Origin of the sequence: Phyllobacterium sp. OV277 (assembly GCF_900104355.1) — a bacterium.
Taxonomy (GTDB): domain Bacteria; phylum Pseudomonadota; class Alphaproteobacteria; order Rhizobiales; family Rhizobiaceae; genus Phyllobacterium.
In genome coordinates this window covers 1-3,369 of sequence record NZ_FNIY01000023.1, presented here as the reverse complement: position 1 = coordinate 3,369, position 3,369 = coordinate 1, and the positions used below count along the sequence as shown (strand labels likewise).

Here is a 3,369-nt window from a genome sequence, read left to right as displayed (position 1 = left end):
CCGATCCTGTCAAAACCCATCCGCCCGGCCGAACTGCGCTCAACCATTCTGGCGCTGAAACTTCAGGCGGAACAACAACCCGTCCACGCATGATCATCAATCAGTTGCCCGAGCCAATACCGACACTGGCTGCCTTGACCGCCGCTGCGGCCCGCGATCCGACATTGAGTGTTCGCAACAATGCTGAGACATGAATGCTGACCGTATAGGGCGAGATATCGAGCGCACGGCCGATTTCCTTGTTTGATTTTCCCTCAACAATCAATCGCAAGACTTCGAGCTGACGCGGGGTCAATGTCGAAAGACCACCGGAACTGCGCGGCGGCTCCTTTATGCTGATGGGATGAGGCCTGATAACAAAGGTTCCGTTCCTTATTTCAGTAACGACAGCACTGAACTCTTCCGGCGGAACGGTTTTGCCGATGAAACCATCAGCGCCCTGTGCCATGATCATATCGATCGTCGCAGGATCATCAACCATCGAAACAATAATGATGGATGATCTCATGAATTCTTGCCGCAATGCACCGATTGATCTGTCCGGGGCCATCCCCGGGAACAGCAGATCAAGTACGAAAGTATCCGGCGCCTTTCCTTTTCGAGCAAGTTCAAGGACTTCGCTCATCGTGCCGACGCCTGTTATGTCTGCCATGGGGAAAACTCGTTGCAGCACAAAACGCAAGCCATCCCGGAATACGGGATGATCGTCTGCAACAATAATACGCTCTCTCTCCGCAGAATTCATCCGCAAGCTTCTATAGTCACAGTAAAGATAAGCCAAGGCGCGGCCTGTAGTGAACCTTCACTAATGGCTCAACACCTAGCCTCTTCCCTATACATTGAATCAGTGAGCCGGGAGGCGGTGTCAGAGAGTCCTTTTACTCTGAATATCGCAGCCCGGCCTGACATATGCAGATTCTACAGACTTCAAGGGGCAGTATTTTGAGCGGGACAATCAGATCAAAACGAGTGAAGCATGCGCTTCTGAATACGACGGCTTTGGGACGTGTACGGACGAGATTTGTCTCGGGATTGGCATTCTCAGCCGTAGCACTTGCCGCAGGTACAAGTGTCACTCCGGTTCTGGCTGCCGAACAGGACACTGTTATTGACGCTGGAAGTGTAAATCTGAATTTGGATATTGCTGGGGATCTGATTGTCGGCCTTAACAACAAAGGTGCCACGGCCACCGTTCAAAATGGTGCCAAAATCGTTGTCGACCACAGGATGATCATTGCCGGTAATAAGGGCTCTCAGGGCACCGTGACAGTTAGCGGAGCTGGCTCTGAATTGAACGTCAGCCGACTCGGCAATGATGGCAATACACTTTACGTTGGCGGCGGCGGCGATGGTGAAGCAGCCCTGTACATTTACGGTGGCGACGGCACACTGATTATCGAAAATGGTGGCAAGGCGGATGCCAAGGAAACCATAGTGGGTGCAGGTCAGCTGTCACGCGGCACGTTAATCGTGACGGGCACTGGCTCCATCCTCAACACCGACGATTTCTATGCGGGAACGGGACTGGACAATCCCAATGTCAGTACCGTTACCGTCAAGAACGGTGGTTTGATCACGACTGGAAAAGTCGACATAGCAGGTCAATCTGGTTCAAGTTCAACTTTACCGTGGTGGGGTACTGAAGTTCTTGTTACTGGCGAAAACTCGAAATGGGTCAATGCCGGTGAGTTCAAGCTTGCCGGTAATATGACCGTCGAAGACGGCGGCTCGCTCACCACATCCACCGCCGAAATTGGAAATTCTTCGATCAATGACGCCACTCTCTTCGTGAGTGGAGCGAACTCGTCGGCCACAGTAACCGGTAAATTGCGGATTGGTGACACCGGAGATGGTAATGTCTCGGTGGCCAACGATGCAAACCTTATCGTCAGGGGTGGGATTGCGTTGGAAGGCAACAGTGATGGCAAAGCTGGCAACCTGACCATCGGCGGCAAGATCGATATGTCAAGTGCATTTGACGAGCCCAAGGCACTGCAGGCACAGGCTGCTGGCCACATAAACTCGGATGCCGTCATCACGTTCGACTCTTCCACAGAGGGTCACCTCAATTTCAATCACACCAATACGGGTTACCTCTTTGCAAATACACTTATAGGCAATGGTGTGATCACGAGCTTTTCCGGCGAGACAGTTCTTACCGGCGATCTCTCCAAATTCTATGCCACCAACACCTATGGCGGCATCGTTGTTGATGGCGGCAGCAAGCTTGTGTTCAAGAGCGATTTCGGCACGCAAGCCAAAGATACCGATACGATTTCGCCTGATCCCACGCGTATCAAAGTGAAAAGTGGCACACTGGTCGTAGAAGGCGAAAGTGGCCAGATAAGCACGGATTTCCTTGGCAGCGAAATGTATACGAGCTCCGTCGAAGTGTGGGGCAGGGATATGAATGATCCAAGAGGCGTTCCCGGCGCTTTTGGTCGCCTAGAAGGCTCTGGAACATTTGGTAACACAACAATTCTCAGGGACGGTATTATTGCTCCCGGCGATACGTCAGGGTCGATTGGGACAATGACCGTCAAGGGGACGCTAGGTTTCGCCAGTGGTTCCATTTACGAGGCGGATATTGCCGGAAACGGGGCAAGCGACAAGATTGTCGTCGAAACCTTGAAGAAATATGCCGGGTTTGACGGTGACGGTAAGCCGATCGTTCAAGATGCTGTAGGTAACGCGATCATCGAAAACGGCGTCAATGTGCAAGTTACAGCGCTTGATTCTGCGACAAGCTATCAGAATGGCCAGACCTATACGATTCTGACTGCACAAGGCGGAATTGAGGGCCAATTTGCCCAAGCCATATCGAAATCGGCATTTCTGGATGTCACCTTGGACCAGAAGGAGAAGCAGGTCGATCTAAACATTAAAGTCAAGGATACTGGCAATCCCGGCACTCCTGGCACCCCCGGCAATCCCGGCACTCCTGGCACCCCCGGCAATCCCGGCACTCCTGGCACCCCCGGCACCCCCGGCACCCCTGGTAATCCCGGCACCCCTGGCAAGCCAGGACCCGGATTTGCGTCGGTCGCCAACACTGACAATCAATTCAATACAGCGATAGCACTCAACAGCCTTGCACAAAGTGGTCCGTCGCTGGCGTTGTATAATCGGTTGGCAATATTGAGCGCCGATGAAGCCCGTGTTGCCTTTGACCGCCTGTCCGGTGAGGCACATGCCTCGACCAAGACAGCACTGGTCAATGACAGCCGCCTGTTGCGCAATGCGGCCAATGACCGGATCAGGGCAGCCTTCGGCAATGTGGCGGCTGTTGATGTGCCTGTCATGGGTTATGGCCCGGATGCCAAGGCGCTGGTTCCGTCTGACGCACCTGTCATGGCCGCCTGGGGTCAG

At 53.4% G+C, this 3,369-nt stretch carries 1 protein-coding gene and 1 pseudogene; one reads left to right on the top strand and one right to left on the bottom strand.

Going from position 1 to position 3,369, the window contains the following annotated elements; genetic code table 11:
• Positions 1-100: 100 nt before the first annotated feature.
• Positions 101-745, bottom strand: a complete 645-nt coding sequence (locus BLU05_RS25800; RefSeq protein ID WP_091886916.1) for a LuxR C-terminal-related transcriptional regulator — start codon at positions 743-745, stop codon at positions 101-103.
• 197 nt (positions 746-942) lie between these two features.
• Here BLU05_RS25800 and BLU05_RS26065 point away from each other — a divergent pair.
• Positions 943-3,369: pseudogene (locus BLU05_RS26065) on the top strand (hypothetical protein); the annotation flags it as partial.

Bases quoted from the DNA above. Each gene is read 5' to 3' on its own strand.
- BLU05_RS25800 (WP_091886916.1), bottom strand. From the start codon at position 745: ATGAATTCTGCGGAGAGAGAGCGTATTATTGTTGCAGACGATCATCCC.